The organism is Xanthomonas citri pv. mangiferaeindicae, assembly GCA_002240395.1.
Classification (GTDB): Bacteria; Pseudomonadota; Gammaproteobacteria; order Xanthomonadales; family Xanthomonadaceae; genus Luteimonas; species Luteimonas citri_A.
The window spans coordinates 1,071,970-1,087,689 of the sequence record CP016836.1 but is presented as its reverse complement, the minus strand read 5'-3'; the positions used below and the strand labels follow the sequence as shown (position 1 = coordinate 1,087,689).

Annotated in this window: 9 protein-coding genes; 5 read left to right on the top strand and 4 right to left on the bottom strand. The window is 71.2% G+C overall.

Annotated features, from left to right (window positions below; all coding sequences use genetic code 11):
* Position 1 precedes the first annotated feature (1 nt).
* Positions 2-3,112 (bottom strand): transcriptional regulator, encoded by a 3,111-nt coding sequence (locus BEN78_04590; GenBank protein ASR44909.1) that lies wholly within the window; start codon positions 3,110-3,112, stop codon positions 2-4.
* 104 nt (positions 3,113-3,216) lie between these two features.
* Between BEN78_04590 and BEN78_04585 the strand changes: the two genes are divergently transcribed.
* Positions 3,217-3,855, top strand: a complete 639-nt coding sequence (locus tag BEN78_04585; GenBank protein ID ASR42770.1) for a DNA-binding response regulator — start codon at positions 3,217-3,219, stop codon at positions 3,853-3,855.
* Positions 3,856-3,929: 74 nt separating this feature from the next.
* Here BEN78_04585 and BEN78_04580 read toward each other — a convergent pair whose 3' ends face one another.
* From BEN78_04580 to BEN78_04570, 3 genes are all read right to left on the bottom strand, one after another.
* Positions 3,930-4,757: a hypothetical protein gene (locus BEN78_04580; protein ID ASR42769.1), complete on the bottom strand. Its 828-nt coding sequence runs from the start codon at positions 4,755-4,757 to the stop codon at positions 3,930-3,932.
* Between the two features lie 169 nt (positions 4,758-4,926).
* The gene (locus BEN78_04575; GenBank protein ID ASR42768.1) at positions 4,927-7,545 is read right to left on the bottom strand and encodes a hybrid sensor histidine kinase/response regulator; all 2,619 of its coding nucleotides are present in this window, start codon (positions 7,543-7,545) and stop codon (positions 4,927-4,929) included.
* A gap of 50 nt (positions 7,546-7,595) precedes the next feature.
* Entirely contained in the window at positions 7,596-8,762 is a 1,167-nt protein-coding gene (locus tag BEN78_04570) for a porin (GenBank protein ID ASR42767.1), read from the bottom strand.
* Positions 8,763-8,938: 176 nt separating this feature from the next.
* On the opposite strand from BEN78_04570, the gene BEN78_04565 reads away from it, so the two are divergent.
* The 4 genes from BEN78_04565 (at position 8,939) to BEN78_04550 (ending at position 15,270) form a co-directional block, all read left to right on the top strand.
* A complete protein-coding gene (locus BEN78_04565) occupies positions 8,939-10,294 on the top strand; it encodes a C4-dicarboxylate transporter DctA (GenBank protein ASR44908.1) in 1,356 nt (451 codons plus the stop codon).
* 44 nt (positions 10,295-10,338) lie between these two features.
* Positions 10,339-11,358, top strand: a complete 1,020-nt coding sequence (locus tag BEN78_04560; GenBank protein ASR42766.1) for an esterase — start codon at positions 10,339-10,341, stop codon at positions 11,356-11,358.
* Between the two features lie 38 nt (positions 11,359-11,396).
* Positions 11,397-12,884: a porin gene (locus tag BEN78_04555; protein ASR42765.1), complete on the top strand. Its 1,488-nt coding sequence runs from the start codon at positions 11,397-11,399 to the stop codon at positions 12,882-12,884.
* 100 nt (positions 12,885-12,984) lie between these two features.
* Positions 12,985-15,270, top strand: a complete 2,286-nt coding sequence (locus BEN78_04550) for a malic enzyme (GenBank protein ID ASR42764.1) — start codon at positions 12,985-12,987, stop codon at positions 15,268-15,270.
* Positions 15,271-15,720: the final 450 nt, after the last annotated feature.

The following is a 15,720-nucleotide window of genomic DNA, read 5'->3' as shown; positions in this document are numbered from 1 at the left end:
CTCACAGCCCGAAGGTCGGCGGCGCGGCGGTCGAATACAGGCAGCGCACGCTCTCGCCCAGGTCGGCCGGGTCGGCGCCGGCGAACAGCGCATGCAACTGGTGCCGGCGAGGCGTGGCGGTCGGCACCAGCCCGACCCAGGCGTCGCGCCCGGCGGCCTTAGCCGCGTACAGGCAGCGGTCGGCCAGCGCGCTGGTCTGCTGCCAATCGCCGAGCGTCGGCCAGGCGGACGCGAACGGCCAGGGTGCGAAGCCGATCGAGCAGGTCAGCGGCAGCGGCGCACCCTGAGCCAGCGCCACCGGCTCGGCGGCGACGGTGTCGCGGATGCGCTCGGCGAGCCGGGCCGCCGCCTCGGGGCCGTCGAGCGGGGCGACCAGCAGGAACTCCTCGCCGCCCCAGCGCACCAGCAGGTCGTCGCTGCGGCACAGGCCGCGCAGCCGCTGCGCGAATTGCACCAGCACCGCGTCGCCGGCCGGGTGGCCGCGGGTGTCGTTGATGCGCTTGAAGGCATCGATATCGAGCATGAAGAAGTACAGCGCGGCCTGCGTTGCCTCCGCGGCGGTCGGCGTCGACACCCGCTGCGAGGCCCGCGCCAGCCAGTCCTGCAGCTCACGTCGATTGGCCAGGCGGGTCAGCGGATCGAGCCGGGTCGCCGCGTCGAGCTGCGCGTTGCTCAACTGCAGTTGCCGATTGGCCTGTTCGAGCTGGGCGGTGCGCTCGGCGATCGTGCGGTCGAGCAGTGCCGCGCGTTCGCGCTCGCGATGCACCGCCCGTCGCGCCCGCCAGACGAACAGCGCCAGCGCGCAGGCGGCCAGCAGCGCGTAGCTGGCATAGGCCAGCGGATGGCGCCAGGGCGGCGGCGGCATGGTCATCTCCAGCACCCGAGAGGGGCCGAACGTACCGTCGCGGCCGGCCGCCTGCACCTCCAGTCGATAGCGCCCGGCGGGCAGATGGTTGAGCGAGACCTCGGTGCGCGCCTGGTGCGGATACAGCCAGCCCGCATGCAGGCCCTCGACCCGGTAGCGCAGCTGCGCCGCGCCAGGGGCGAGGAAGTCGATCGCGGTCATGCCGATCGTGAACACGTCGTCCTCATCGTCGAGCGTGATCCGGGTCGCGTAGACGATGTCCGTCTCGCCGGCACGGCGCGCCTCCAGGTCGCTGCGCCGGCTGAGCAACTGCAGGCCGGTGAGCACCGGGCGCGCCGGCGCGCTGCGCCGCGGCAACTGCATCGGCGCGATCACATCCAGCCCCAGCGTGCCGCCGAAATACAGCAGCCCGTCCGCGTCCTGGAACGCCGAGCCGCTGTTGTATTCCTGGTTGCGCAGGCCGTCGCGCCGGCCGAGGTTCTGCACGATGCCGTTGTCGTGATCGACCACGCTCAGGCCCAGGTTCGTGCTCACCCACAGCCGCCCGCCCGGGTCGGGCAGGATCCGGTAGACGACGTTGTTGGTCAGCCCGTCGCGGTCGGTCAGCACGGTCGACTCGCCGCTCGCGCGGTCGATGCGGTACAGGCCGCCGCCGAAGGTGCCGGCCCAGAGTGCGCGGTCGTCGGCATGGATCGCCCACACCGCGCGATGCAGGCCGGCGCCGGTGGGCACCAGCCGCGCGAACGTATCGCCGCGCAGCTGCCACAGCCCGCGCGTGCTGGTGCCCACCAGCAGGCTGCCGTCGATGTCGGGATACAGCCGGGTGACCACGCTGCCGTCGATCGCGGCCACGCGCGGGTCGGCCACCGCCTGGCCGCGCTCGAAACGCTGCAGCCCGCCGCGGGTGCCGACCCACAGCGTGTCGCCCTGGCGCAGCAGCGCATCGATACGCGGATCGCGCAGGCCCGGCACCGGCACGATGCGGTCATCGCGGTACAGCCGGTACAGCCCCGATAGCGTGCCGACCCACCAGCCGCCGGCCCCGTCGGCTGCGAGGGCGCGCACCGAGTCGGTCGCCAGCGCCGGGATCGTGCGCCACGGCCCCGTGCCATCGCGCAGGTGCAGCCCGGCATCGGTGCCGACCAGCATCCGCACCCCGTCGCGTGCGACCGCGCGCACGCTCGGGCTCGGCCAGTCACGCATGTCGCCGACGCCAGCGCCGTCCTGGCGGATCACCGACGACAGCGGCCGCGCCCGGTACAGGCCCGAGGTGTAGGTCCCGATCCACAAGGCGCCGGACCGCCCCTCATGGAAGCGGGTGATCGCACTGCGCGGCGGTTGGTCGAAGCGCAGCTGCTGCGGGCGGTCGCTGCCGGGCATGAGCTGCACCACCCCGCCATCGGCGAAGCCGACCAGCAGCCGGCCATCGCCGAGCCGGATCATCGCCGTGGGCCGCGCGGTGCTGGCGCCCAGCGCGGTCATCGGCCAATGGCGCAGGACCGCACCACCCAGGTCCAGCCGGTGCAGGCCGTCATCGGAGGCGATCCACAGCCCCTCGGGGCCAGCCTGCAGCGCCAGGCAGCGGCGCGCGCCCGGCGGTGACGGCAGCGCCTCGAGCCCGGTATCGGCGACCGCCCACAGCCCGCAGGCGGTGTCCAGCGCAACCGGCTGCGCGCGGCTTTCCGCCCAGACCAGACCTACGATCTCCCCGGTCGCGCCCAGCGGCCGGACCTTGGAGACCGCCGCGTCGACATGGTCGACCCCGGCTTCGGTGCCCACCCACGCGCCGCCGTCCGGGTCGAGCAGGATCTCGGTGACGCGCGTATGCGACAGGCCCGCATCGACATCCACCCGTCGTCGCGTCCAGGTCGGCAGATGCACCACCTCCACGCCGGCGTCATCGGTGCCCAGCCACATCCGCGTGGTGGAGGCCTCGAACGCCAGGCTGTCGATGCCGCTGCTCGCCAGACCCGCCTCGCCGGGCGTGTCGTCGGTCCGGTAGGTGCGAAAGCGATGCCCATCGAACCGGTTGAGGCCATCCTGGGTGGCGACCCACAGAAAGCCCTGGTCGTCGCCGCTCATCGACGAGACCGTCAGCTGCGACAGCCCTTCATCGAGGCCGTAGACCTCCAGACTCAGCGGGGGCGTCTCGCTCGGCGCCTGCGCACAGACGCCCGCAGACGCCAGCGCGGTGAGTAGCGCGAGCAGTGCGCCACGGCAACGGCGGCGCCTGTGCGCGCGAAGGATGTGCGCGACGGTATGCACCTCGATGGTGGCTCCGGCTCCCGATCGTCCCGATCGACCATTGTGCCTTCGAAAGCGCTCGCCGATGGACATGCCAGACTGTGGCAATGGAGACTCCGACGATCCTGGTCGCCGACGACCACCCGCTGCTGCGCGCCGCGGTCCTGCACGCACTGCGCGATGGCCTGGGCGAGATCCGCGTGGTCGAGGCCGCCAGCGCCTCGGCCGTCGAGGCTGCGCTGCGGGCCCACCCCGAGATCGAGCTGGTGCTGCTCGACCTGGCGATGCCCGGCGCCCGCGGCCTGTCCACGCTGGTGTGGCTGCGCGGCGAGCGGCCCGAGCTGCCGGTGCTGGTGATCTCGTCCAACGACCACCCGCGCACCGTGCGCCGGGTCCAGCAGTTCGGCGCCGCCGGCTTCATCTCCAAGTCGGCGCCGGCCGAGTCGATCGCCCAGGCGGTCGCGGCGGTGCTCGATGGCGGCAGCTGGTTCCCGCCGCTGACCGCCGAGCGCTCGGAGGCCGATGCCCAACTGGCCAGCCGCCTGGCCCAGCTCACGCCGCAGCAGGTGCGGGTGCTGCTGTGCCTGGCCGACGGCCTGCTCAACAAGCAGATCGCCCATCAGCTCGGCTTGGCCGAGAACACCGTCAAGGTCCACGTCACCGCGATCCTGCGCAAGCTCGAATGTCACAGCCGCACCCAGGCCGCGGTGCTGGTCAAGGCCTTGGAGCCCGAGGACGAGGGCTGACCGCGAGGGCGGTGACGGCGCCACGCGCAGCTTGCCAAAGCGTCGCCAGTCGGCCGGCAACGCCGGTCGCGCGGTCAGCTGCTGAAGTTGAAGACGGGTGCCTGCAGTTCCTGCCAGAGCCCGTCCCGGGCGAGGGGGAACCCAGCCGCATGGGCCTGCGCGAACCAGGCCTCGATCTGCGCCCGCTCGATCCCGGTCACGGCGTTCTCCATCGCCAGCAGCCCGCAGAAATACAGGCCGATGGCGCTGCCCGCATCGCCGGCGCGCTGGAACTGCGCCAGTGCGGCCTGCGGGTCGCGCGGCATGCCGATGCCGAAGGTGTGCAGCAGTCCCAGGTCGATCCAGGCCTCGACATCGCCGCGCGCGGCCTGCTCGCGGATCGAGGCGACGATGGCGTCGAGCCGCGCCTGCGACGCGGCGGTCGGCGGCGAGCGGGGATCGGACAGGCCGCCCAACTGGGTCGGCCGCAGCGCGCCGCGTTCGAACAGGCTCTGTGTGGTCATCGCAAAGCGCATGCGCCAACGCGCCTCCTGCGTGGCATCGCCGCGAAGGCGGGCGTCCTCCTGCAGGTCGCGCATCGCGGCTGTCGAGCCATGGCGCGCCGCGAGCAGCAGCCACGGGCGCCCCTGTTCTGGCCGCGGCCGCCGCAGCGCCCCGCCGCTGTCGCGCTCGCCATAGGGTGCCAGGCTGCCGGTCGACAGCGCGCGCCCCAGCCGCGCCTGCGCGCCCATCACCGCTTCGTCGACGGGTCGCAGCACGGCGGCCCGCCGGTACAGGCGCAGTGCGGCCCAGTCCTGTTGCCGGGCGTGTTGCTGGCCGGCCTCCAGCAGGGTGTGCGCGTCGGCATCGCCCGGGTGGGTGTCGTGGCGACGCAGCCGCTGAGCACCAGCAGGCAGGCGCACAGCGCCGCGACGGCAGGACGTGGACGTGCGCGTAAGGGCATGGGCATGGCGGGACAGAGCTCCTGAATGGCGGCGGCGTGCCGGTGGCGGGTCGCGAGGATCGGCCGACAGCGCCCGGACGGCAAGCGCGTTCGCGGAGCGTCTGGGCGTCGGGCGTGTGCGGCGCCGCTCAACCGCGACGCAGCAGACGCTGGCTCAGCAAGGCGCGCAGCGCCGGTGGACGCACCGGCATCGGCAGGATGCTCCAGTCACCGGCCTCGACCAGCGCGCGCAACCCGGCGTCCTCGCGCTCGGCCAGCAGGATCACCAGCGGCGCGTCTTCCCAGCCCGCCTGCAGTTGGCGCCACAGCGCGGCGACGTCGGCAGCATTCCCGCGCTCGCACAGCAGCAGGACGTCCGGTGCGGCCGCGCCATCGGCCATCCTCGCCGCGTCCGCCGGTGCCCCGGCGAACGCAACCGTGCATTGCCATTGCGCCAGTCGCTCGCGCATCGCCTCGCAGGCCACGACGTCGGAATCGACGTACCAGACCCGGCAGCCGCGCAGCGGCGAATCGTCGCCGGGGTCTCGCGTCGGCGCCGGTGCCGGGTACGCGCCCGGCGGCGCCAGCGGCACCGTGACCGAGAACACGCTGCCCACGCCGGGCTGCGAGCGCAGGCCGATGCGATGGCCGAGCAACCGCGCGATGCGCTCGACGATCGACAGCCCCAGACCGACTCCGCGGTCGTCGCCGCCGCCGTCGTCGAGCCGGCGGAACTCCTCGAAGATCTCGCGCTGGCGGTTGGGCGCAATGCCCGGGCCGGTGTCGTGCACCTCGATGCGCAGCCACGTGCCCTCGCGTCGGCAGCCGAGCAGGATGCGGCCGTGCGCGGTGTAGCGCACCGCATTGGACAGGAAGTTCTGCACCAGGCGGCGCAGCAGCACCGGATCGCTGCGCACCCAGGCGCGTGTCGGCACGGTGTCGAGCTGCAGGCCGCGGGCCTGGGCCAGTACACCGGCCTCGCGTGCCAGTGCCTCGAGCACCGGCCCCAGTGGCACGTCGCGCACATCGGCCTGCAACGTGCCCGATTCCAGCCGCGAGACATCGAGCAGGCTGGTCAGGATGCCGTCCTGCGCCGACAGCGCGCTCTCGATGCTGTCGACGATCGTGCGTGTCTCCGCACTCGGCAGGCGTGCGCGCAGCGCCGAGACAAACATGCGCGCGGCGTTGAGCGGCTGCAGCAGGTCGTGCACCGCGGCCGCGGCGAACCGGCCCTTCTGACGGTTCGCGGCTTCGGCTTCGCGGCGCGCCTGCTCCAGATCCGCGGTGCGCTCGGCGATGCGCTGCTCCAGCGCGTCGGCCAGCGTGCGCAGCTCGCGCGCGGTGGTCTTGTAAGCGGTGATGTCGGCGTAGCTGGTGACGAACCCGCCATCGGGCAGCGGATTGCCGCGGATCTCCAACACCGTGCCGTCGCTCTTCTCGCTCTCGCGCGCATGCGGCTTGCCGCTGCGCAAATGGTCGAGCCGGCGCTCGATCGCCTCCTCGACCGGGCCGGGACCGAGCAGGCCGCGTCGCGCGTTGTAGCGGAACACGTCCTCGATCGGTGTGCCCACCCGCACCAGGTCCGGCGGGAAGCGGAACAGCTCGATGTAGCGCGCGTTCCAGGCCACGATGCGCAGCCGCGCATCGATGATGACCACGCCCTGCGGCAGGTGCGCCAGCCGCCGGCTCAGCCCGGTATCGGCCTCCTGCGCCGCGGCGACCAGCCCGTCCTTGGCGGTGCGCAGTTCCTCGGCGTGCTGGCGCACCAGGGTCTCCAGCTCCTCGCGGCTGCGTCGACGCAGCGCCGCCAGGCGCAGCCGCTGCTGCGTGAACAGCACCACGAACACCAGCGCGATCCACGACACGCCGGCGATCCCGGCCCACTGCCAGGCCGCGATCGCGACCGGCGTCGCATCCTGCAGCAGGTGCAGCGTCCAGTCGGTGTCGGCCAGCGGCGTGCGCTGCCACAGCCAGCGCCCGGGCATCGCCGGGTTGTCGATGCGCGCCAGCGCATCGGCGCCGATCGTGCCGGCGAACGGACGCAAGGGCTGCCGGCCGTACTGCCGTGTGGATTCGAGTTCGGCGCGCGCGCTGCCCGTGAGCGGAGCGAGCACCCGGTAGCGCCATTCGGGCCGGCTGGCCAGGAACACGATGCCGTACCGGTCGCTGGCCAGCACCACGTTGCCGGCGTGCGGCCAACGCTCCTCGTACTGCGTCAGCTCGAGCTTGATGACGATCACGCCGACCGCGCGGCCGTCCGCGTCGCGCAGCGCCTCCGACAGGAAGTAGCCCGGCACGCCGGTGGTCACACCAATGCCGTAGAAGCGCCCGCTGCCCTCGCGCAGTGCCTGCTGCACATACGGGCGGAAGGCATACCGCTCGCCGACGTTGCTGCCCAGCGTGCGCCAGTTGCTGGCCGCGATCGCGGTGCCGTCGGCGCCGATCAAGGTCAGCGTGGACGCCTGCGCAGTGCGGTTGGCTTCCTCCAGTCGCCGGTTCAGCCGCTCGCGCGTGGGCGCATTCACGGGCGCGGCGACCGCGGCACGCAGGTCGGGGTCGAGCGCCAGCAACTGCGGCAGCGCGCGGTAACGCTCGATGCGCTGGTCCAGCGCCTGCGCCTGCAACTGCAATTGCTGCTGCGCCAGCGCGGTCTGCTGGCGCAATGCGCTCTGACCACCGACCTGGTAGCCCAGCGCGATCGTCGCCACCAGCCCGCCGATCGCGATTGCGGTCCAGAGCAGGCGGCGGGCACGGGGCGGGGATCGCATGGGATCAGGCTAGCGGCCGACGTGTCGCGGGCTCGCGACGCGTCGCTCGCTCAGAACTGCACCTGCGCGCGGAACTCGACTGCATCGGGCGAGGTGGAGCGGCCGCCGCGGGTGGCGTTGGTGCGCACGTAGTTGGCCTGCAGCTTGAAGTGCGAGGTCAAATACCAGTTGGCGCCGAACGTCCAGTCGTGCTGGCGGCCGCCGGCGATCAGGCCGTCGTCGAGGTCGAGCGTGCTGTAGCGCGCGGCCAGTTCCACCGCGCCGTACCCGTGCGCCGGCTTGGGGTTGGCGACGTTGCCGGCCGAGTACGGCCGGTGCTCGCCGGTGATCAGCCAACTGCCGGCCAGGTAGCCGCCTTCGGCGCGGTAGTCGGGCAGGCCGCCGTCGCGCGCGATGTCGGCGCGCAGCAGTTCGCCCTGCAGCGAGACCGGCCCACGGATCCAGATGCCTTCCAGACCGGTGCGTCGGATGTGATCGACCGGCGCCAGGTCGCCCGAATCGACCAGGCGTACCGGCGTCAGCCCCGCGCCGGGTCGCGCGCGCAGACGCGCGGTCGGGGCGAAGCGGTCGCCGCGCCCGTCGGTCCAGGCCTCCGGGTTCTCGCGCGAGGCCGCCAGGCCCAGGTGCAGCACGTCGCCCTCGGCCTTGCGCGGCGTCCACACCGCACGCCCGGCCAGAGTCTGGCCGTGATTGTCGCCGTGCAGGTCCTGGCCGGCGTAGCCGCCGAGCTGGAACAACGCGGTCGGCTGTTCGTAGGTCCACTCCACGCCGGTCCGCCGGCCTTGGTAGATCGCCTGGATCGGCGCCGCCAGTTCCATGAACGTGCCAGCGCGTGAGGCGGTCACGCCCTCCAGCCCGACCGGCACCTTCATATAGCCCACGCGCAGCTTGCCCAGGTCGCGGCCCAGGAACGCCTTGCTCTCCACGCGCACGAACACGTCCAGCCAGGTCCTGGATTCGAAGTCGAAATAGACCATCGCATCCCAGACGCCGGCCTTCTTGACCGTCGCGCCGAACTCGCGGCGGCGCAGTCCGTCGTCGTCGCTCAGGCGCGGATCGCCGCTGAAATCCACCGTATCCCAGGCGAAATTCGCCGTCGCCGCGACGCGGGTGCCGTCGCCGAAGGTGTAGCCGGTCGGCCAGTCGTCGAACTCGCGGGCGAACGCAGGAGACGTGCCGGCGGCGAGCGCCAGCAGCAGCGGGAGGGTGGGGCGCATCGGGGGGACCTTAATGGGCGCAGGGCGCGGGTGGGCCGGGCAGTCTAGGCAGTGTGCGCAGCGGATGCACGCGGCGCATAACACCAATGCGCTATCGGCGGATCCGGCGTGCGGGCGTACAACACAGCCTCGCCGAGCGCCCGCATGTCGACGGACGCGCCAACCGGATCCTTCGCATGCACGCCATTCCCGCCGCCACGCCGGCCGCCCCGCGGTTGCCGTGGTATCGCCAGTTGTACGTCCAGGTGCTGGTCGCGATCGCGCTGGGTGCGCTGCTCGGTCACTACGCACCGGTGTTCGCCGAGCAGCTCAAGCCGCTGGGCGACGCATTCATCAAGCTGGTCAAGATGATCATCGCGCCGGTGATCTTCCTGACCATCGTCACCGGCATCGCCGGCATGACCCAGCTGCGCACCGTCGGCCGGGTGTTCGCCAAATCGATGGCCTACTTCCTGTTCTTCTCGACGCTGGCGCTGGTGGTCGGCATGGTCGTGGCGCACATCGTCCAGCCCGGCGTGGGCATGGACATCGACCCGTCCACGCTCGATACCGCCGCGGTGCAGGGCTATGTGCAGAAATCGCACGAGCTGACCCTGACCGGCTTCCTGCTCGACATCATCCCCGGCACCCTGGTCGGTGCGTTCGTCGACGGCAACATCCTGCAGGTGCTGTTTGTCGCGGTGCTGTTCGGCATCGCGCTGGCGCTCACCGGCGACAAGGGCCGCCCGGTGTTGACCTTCCTCGAAGCGCTGACCACGCCGGTGTTCAAGCTGGTGCACATCCTGATGAAGGCTGCGCCGATCGGCGCCTTCGGCGCGATCGCCTTCACCATCGGCAAGTACGGCCTGGAATCGCTGGTCAACCTGGCCTGGCTGGTGGGCACGTTCTACGTCAGCTCGCTGCTGTTCGTGCTGGTGATCCTGGGCGCAGTGGCGCGCGCCTGCGGCTTCTCGGTGCTCAAGCTGATCCGCTATCTCAAGGCCGAACTGCTGCTGGTGCTGGGCACCTCGTCGTCGGAATCGGCGCTGCCCTCGCTGATGGAAAAGATGGAAAAAGCCGGCTGCAAGAAGTCGGTGGTTGGCCTGGTCGTGCCGACCGGCTACTCGTTCAACCTCGATGGCACCAACCTCTACATGACCCTGGCGGCGTTGTTCATTGCCCAGGCCACCAACACCGAACTCACGCTGTGGCAGCAGGTCACCCTGCTGCTGGTGGCGATGCTCAGCTCCAAGGGCGCGGCCGGCGTGACCGGCGCGGGCTTCATCACGCTGGCGGCCACGCTGTCGGTGGTGCCGACGGTGCCGGTGGCCGGCATGGCGCTGATCCTGGGCATCGACCGCTTCATGAGCGAGTGTCGCTCGCTGACCAACTTCATCGGCAACGCGGTCGCGACCGTGGTCGTCGCGCGCTGGGAGAACGCGCTCGACCGCGATGCCCTCAACGCTGCGCTCGACGGCACACCGGCCCCGGTGATGGCCGCGCCCGATCCGGCCGCCGGGCCCGGCGACCGCGAGGTGCTGGCGCTCGACTGAGCGCCGCACCCGCACCATCCATGCATCACCTCGGGAGGGGACCCATGACGACATCACACCGCTGGGCCGGCGTCATTGCCGGCCTGTTGCTCGCCTGCGCCGGCATTGCCCAGGCGCAGACCGGCCCACAGACCGTACCGCTGTGGCCGGCCGGCCACCTGCCGAGCAATGTCACCGGCCCCGAGCAGGTCGGCAACGAGGGCAGCGCACTGGGTGCGGTGACCCGCATCGCCGAGCCGCGGATGGAGATCTACCGGCCCGCGCAGCCCAACGGCACCGCGGTGCTGATCCTGGGCGGCGGCGGCTATTTCCGCATCCAGGTCGGCACGGCCGCCGCGCCGATGGCGCAGTGGCTGGCCTCGATCGGCACCACCGCCGCGGTGCTCTACTACCGGCTGCCGGGCGACGGCTGGCCGGCGGTGGCGCCGTTCCAGGACGGCCAGCGCGCGATGCGCCTGCTGCGCAGCCAGGCCGATGCGCTGGGCATCGACCCGGAGAAGATCGGCGTCATGGGCTCGTCGGCCGGCGCCAACCTCGGCGGCATCCTCGCCACGCGGTTCGATCACGATTTCTATCCCGCACTCGACGCCGCTGACCGCGTCTCCGCACGGCCGGACTTCCTGGCGATGCTCTACCCGGTGGTCTCGCTGCAGGCACCGCTCGACACCACCCGCTCGCGCCGCGAGCTGGGCACGCAGTCCGACGCGGTCGCGGCCTACTCGGTCGAATCGCACGTGCGCGCCGACATGCCGCCGGTGTTCCTGGTGCATGCCGCCGATGACCCGATCGCCGATGTCGGCCACAGCCTGACGATGTTCAACGCCACCCGCGCCCAGGGCGTGCCGGCCGAGATGCACATCTTCGAGCGCGGCGGCCACAGCTGGGGCCTGGGCCGGCCCGGCGCGCTGGTCGCGCAGTGGCCGCGCCTGTTCGCCACCTGGGCGCGCAGCCACGGCTTCATGCAGGGCGCGCCGGTGTCGCTGCAGCCGTTGCTCGGCAAGACCGCACCTGTCCCGGCCGCCGACGTGCCGGACGAGGACATCGACGACGCGGACGGCGACTGACCGCCGCGCCCACGCCACTATCCCGGGGAGGGACACACATGCACCCATTGCGTTCTGCGGCACTCGCTGCCGCCATCGGCCTTGCGCTCGGCACGGCCGCCTTCGACGCCACCGCCCAGGACGAGGCCGCACTGCGGAGGCTCGTCGAACAGCAGGCCCAGATGCTGCAGGCCCAGGCCGCCCAGCTCGAACAGCTCAACGCGCGCCTGGCCGCGCTCGAGGCCGGCCGGCCGTCGCCGGCGACCGCCACTGCCGTCGCGCCATCGCCTGCGGCGTCGGCCACCGACGCCCAGGTTGCCGCGGCCGTCGCCGACACCCGCCAGGACGACCTGGCGATCCTGCAGGCGCAGGTCGCGCAACTGGCTGCCAGCGGCGGCACCGGCGGCGGCAACACCAGCTGGCGCCGCGGCGGGCCGGAGTTCCGCAACGGTGACCGCAGCTTCACCTTCCACCCGCGTGGCCGGGTGATGATGGACTGGTCGTCGACCAACGGCTCGAACTTCGCCGACCGCAACATCGGCGGCACCGAGATGCGCCAGGTGCGCCTGGGCGCCGAAGGCACCATCGGCGCGTTGGGCTACAAGATCGACGCCGATTTCGCCGACAACGACGTCAGCATCAAGGACGCCTACCTGTCGTGGGACACGCGCCTGGGCAACCTGCCGGCGGAGTTCTACCTCGGCAACAAGCTCAAGGACCGTGCGATCGATTCGAGCACCACGCTCACCCGCACGCCCTTCATGGAGCGCAATGCGGTCGCCTCGATCGGTGCGCCCAACAGCGGCTATTTCGGCCTGGGCGCGCAGATGAAGCTCATCGGCCAGAACTGGCACTACAGCCTGGGCTTCACCGGCGACGACATCGGCAACGCCGGCGCGCAGAGCGATTCGCAGACCGTCACCACCCGCGCGCACTGGAACCCGATCAAGCGCGCGCAGGGCTTCGTGCACCTGGGCGGCTGGGCCGTGTACGAGGACTTCGGCAGCGACGTGACCAGCATCAACAAGGTCCCGCGCATCGCCTCGAGCTTCAACGACAACGTGCGCGTGTCGGCCAGTTCGATCGCCGATGTCAGCCACGAGACCATCTGGGGCGCCGAGCTCGGCGGCACCTGGCGCAGCGGCTGGGCGTTCGCCGAGTACGCCGAGCGCACCATCGCCTCGCGCACCGCCGACGACTTCACCCAGAAGGCGACCTCGGTCTATGCGGGCTGGCTGCTGACCGGCGAAAAGCCGGGCTTCAGCGCTCGCTCCGGCGTCTGGGGCACCACCCGCGTCGCACGCCCGGTCACCGACGGTGGCATCGGCGCGTGGGAACTGGCCGCGCGCTTCGACCGCATGGACTTCACCGACGCCCGGCGCGGCGGCGAGGGCGATGCCTGGACGCTGGGCGTGAACTGGTACCTCAACAACTGGTCGCGGCTGATGCTCAACTACGTGCACTGGACCACCGACAACCAGGTCGGCAGCTACCGCGGGCCGGACTCGGGCAACACCGTCAACGTCCGCGCCCAGGTCGTGTTCTGACCTGCGCGATGCGCACCATCCGCCCGCGTCGGGTCCGGCGCGGGCGCGGGGGTAGAATCACGTGCCTGCCCCCGCTTCCTTAACAGCCAAGACCAATCTGATGTCCAACGACGATTTCCGCCAGGCCGCCCTCGACTACCACCGCCTGTCGCCGCCCGGCAAGATCACCGTCAGCGCGACCAAGCCGATGCTGACCCAGCGCGATCTCGCCCTGGCCTACTCGCCCGGCGTGGCCTACGCCTGCGAGGAGATCGTCAAGGACCCCAACGCCGCCAGCGAACTCACCGCGCGCGGCAATCTGGTCGCGGTCATCAGCAACGGCACCGCGGTGCTGGGCCTGGGCGACATCGGCGCGCTGGCCGGCAAGCCGGTCATGGAAGGCAAGGGCGTGCTGTTCAAGAAGTTCGCCGGCGTCGACGTGTTCGACATCGAGATCGACGAGCGCGACCCCGACAAGCTGGTAGAGATCATCGCCAGCCTCGAGCCGACCTTCGGCGGCATCAACCTCGAGGACATCAAGGCGCCGGAGTGCTTCATCGTCGAGCGCAAGCTGCGCGAACGGCTGAAGATTCCGGTGTTCCACGACGACCAGCACGGCACCGCGATCATCGTCGGGGCTGCGATCGTCAACGCGCTGGAAGTGGCCGGCAAGCGCATCGAGGACGTCAAGCTGGCGACCACCGGCGCCGGCGCGGCCGGCATCGCCTGTCTGGACATGCTCGTCGCCCTGGGCCTGAAGCCCGAGAACATCCTCGCCTTCGACCGCGACGGCGTGATCCACACCGGCCGCGACAACCTCGACGAAGCCAAGGCCCGCTACGCCCGCGATACCCCCGCGCGCACGCTGGCCGAGATCGTCGACGGCGCCGACGTGTTCCTCGGCTTGTCGGCCGGCGGCATCCTCAAGCCCGAGATGGTTGCCACGATGGCGCCGCGTCCGGTGATCCTGGCGCTGGCCAACCCCTACCCGGAGATCATGCCCGAGGACGCCAAGCGCGCCCGGCCCGACGCGATCATCGCCACCGGCCGCTCGGACTACCCCAACCAGGTCAACAACGCGGTCTGCTTCCCCTACATCTTCCGCGGCGCGCTGGACGTGGGCGCCACCGGCATCAACGAGGCGATGAAGCTCGCCTGCGTGCACGCCATCGCACAGCTCGCCAAGGAGGAAGCCAGCGACCTGGGCACCGCGTACGGCGAGGAAATCCCCAGCTTCGGTGCCGAATACATCATCCCGCGCCCGTTCGACCCGCGGCTGCTGACCATCGTCGCGCCGGCCGTCGCCCAGGCCGCGATGGCATCCAACATCGCGCTGCGCCCGATCGAGGACATGGACGCCTACCGCGAAAAGCTCGGCCAGTTCATCCACCGCACCGGCCTGGTCATGAAGCCGGTCTACGACCGCGCCCGTGGCGACCGCCAGCGCGTGGTCTACGCCGAGGGCGAGGAAGAAATCGTGCTGCGCGCGGTGCAGACCGTCGTCGACGAAGGCCTGGCGACCCCGATCCTGATCGGCCGTCCCGACGTCATCGACATGCGCATCAAGCGCCTGGGCCTGCGCCTGGTCGCCGGCCGCGACTTCGAACTGACCAACATCAACGACGACCCGCGCTTCAATGAGTACTGGCAGCACTACCACGCCATGACCGCGCGCCGCGGCGTCACCCCCGACTCGGCCAAGAACCTGCTGCGCTCGCGCCCGACGCTGATCGCCGCGATCATGGTCGACCGCGGCGAGGCCGACGCGATGATCACCGGCATCGTCGGCCGCTTCCACAAGAAGCTCGGCTACGTGCGCAGTGTGCTGGCGCTCGACCCCGGCCTGCAGAGCACCTCGGCGATGACCGGCGTGGTCAACGACCAGGGCCTGTGGTTCTTCGTCGACACCCACGTCCAGCCCGACCCGACCGCCGAGCAGATCGCCGAGAGCACCATCCAGGCCGCCTACCGGCTGAAGCTGTTTGGCATCGAACCGAAGATCGCACTGCTCTCGCACTCCAACTTCGGCAGCCACGACGACCCCAGCGCCCGCAAGATGCGCGAAGTGCGCGAAATCCTCGTGCGCCGCGCGCCCCGGCTCGAATTCGACGGCGAGATGATGGGCGACACCGCCTGGGACGAATCCCTGCGCCGCCGCATGCTGCCCGACACCACACTGAGCGGCCGCGCCAACCTGTTCGTGTTCCCGAACATCGACGCGGCCAATATCACCTACAACATGATCCGCGTGATGACCGGCGGCGTGGCCCTGGGCCCCATCCTGATGGGCGTCAACAAGCCCGCCCACATCCTGACGCCCTCGGCCACCCCACGCCGCGTGATCAACATGACCGCCATCGCCGCCGTCGACGCCCAGATCCGCAAGGCCCAGCAACAAGGCGCCTGACCGGCAGTCCACCTCTCCCGCACCGCGGAGGAGGTGCGCGATCGCGCGATTCAGCCACCTCCCCGCACCGCGACGGAGATCGGCACGCATCGCGCAACCAGATCACCTCCCCCGCATCGCGGGGGAGGTCGACACGCGTAGCGTGTCGGGTGGGGGCGGGGCTTTTGAGCGGAATGCCGCTTCGTCCAATACGGCGCGAAAAGCACCCCCATCCCAACCTTCCACCCGTAAAGGGCGCAATGCCCCGCAGGCGGGGGAAGGAGCGAAGCGCATCGCGCGCTGATCATGCATCGCGCGAGCAGTCGCATCCTCGGAGCAGGAGAGCCAACCCCATCGCGCAATCCGCCACCTCCCCCGCACCGCGGGGGAGGTCGACACGCACAGCGTGTCGGGTGGGGGCAGGGGCTTTGAGCGGTATACCGCTTGACCAGCGCCAGCGCGAAAAGCGCC

Excerpts from the sequence above, each read along its gene's own strand:
- BEN78_04585 (ASR42770.1), top strand. The coding sequence starts at position 3,217 with ATGGAGACTCCGACGATCCTGGTCGCCGACGACCACCCGCTGCTGCGC.
- BEN78_04575 (ASR42768.1), bottom strand. The coding sequence starts at position 7,545 with ATGCGATCCCCGCCCCGTGCCCGCCGCCTGCTCTGGACCGCAATCGCG.
- BEN78_04570 (ASR42767.1), bottom strand. The coding sequence starts at position 8,762 with ATGCGCCCCACCCTCCCGCTGCTGCTGGCGCTCGCCGCCGGCACGTCT.
- BEN78_04565 (ASR44908.1), top strand. The coding sequence starts at position 8,939 with ATGCACGCCATTCCCGCCGCCACGCCGGCCGCCCCGCGGTTGCCGTGG.
- BEN78_04560 (ASR42766.1), top strand. The coding sequence starts at position 10,339 with ATGACGACATCACACCGCTGGGCCGGCGTCATTGCCGGCCTGTTGCTC.
- BEN78_04555 (ASR42765.1), top strand. The coding sequence starts at position 11,397 with ATGCACCCATTGCGTTCTGCGGCACTCGCTGCCGCCATCGGCCTTGCG.
- BEN78_04550 (ASR42764.1), top strand. The coding sequence starts at position 12,985 with ATGTCCAACGACGATTTCCGCCAGGCCGCCCTCGACTACCACCGCCTG.